This is a genomic window from Caballeronia terrestris (assembly GCF_001544515.1).
GTDB classification, from domain to species: Bacteria; Pseudomonadota; Gammaproteobacteria; order Burkholderiales; family Burkholderiaceae; genus Caballeronia; species Caballeronia terrestris.
Map to the genome: position 1 here is coordinate 1 of NZ_FCOL02000514.1, position 929 is coordinate 929.

The 929-nt window shown below is 59.3% G+C and carries 1 protein-coding gene; it reads right to left on the reverse strand.

Annotation, left to right across the window (positions count from 1 at the left end):
- Positions 1–229: 229 nt before the first annotated feature.
- Positions 230–929 (reverse strand): IS110 family RNA-guided transposase (locus AWB67_RS38645; RefSeq protein WP_087660923.1); only part of this gene is annotated, 700 nt, incomplete at its 5' end.

Below are 929 nucleotides of genomic sequence, written 5' to 3' on the forward strand. Positions count from 1 at the left end.
AAGGGAGATGAACATGACAGGGACGGGATGCAGCTGTATATCCGACCTTGTTGCAGCATGAGTCTGCTGCGGGCCTGTATGGAAGCCGCGGACTCGCACCTCATTGAACCGGCGAGCTGGACGCTCCTGCTCTCATTCAGGTTTAGCGGGTCCCGGGTCCGACCTGTTTTGCCATCACACTCGATTTCCAACGCAGTCTTTGAAGGTCCTAAAAAAAAGAGCAACCGCTTTATGCAAGCGGCGCGCTCGGGGTTGGCCTCACACTGTTGAACCCGTTTTGATATGGCCGGTCGTGGGCCAGAATTGCCCAGATTGTGCGCGCCATCTTGTTGGCCAAGGCAACCACTACAACGTTGAACGGACGTCGCTGCCTGATTTGTTCGAGCCAGGGGTCAGTGTGTTTGCGGCTTTTGACAACGCTGCGTGCACCATGAACCAGCAGGGTGCGTAAATAGGTATCGCCGCGCTTGCTGATTCCCAGCAGTTGGATCTTTCCTCCGGAACCGGTCTGTTTGGGCACGAGCCCGACGCTGGCGGCGAACTCGCGGCCGGACCGGAATGCTTTCGCGTCGCCGATCATGGCTACCGCGGCCGTGGCCGTGAGCAGGCCCACACCAGGTATCTCGCTGATTGCTTTAACGGCGCGGTCTTCCTTCTTCCAGTCTCGCATCCGTCGTTCGATGGCGCCGATCTGGTGATCGAGCGTAGCAAGTCCATTCCATTGCTCGCGCAGCGTATCAATGAGCACTGCGGGCAGGCGCTGGGCCAGTCGCGCGAATGCGGAGGGTATTCCGTTGTCGAGCGCTGCACGGCCCACGGCCATCACTTCGCCGTACTCGGTGAGCAGGCCTCGCAGATTGTTGATCTGCATGGTGCGGAACTTGACCAACTGCTGACGCATGCGGTGCAGTGCGAGCATCGCCTGTTGC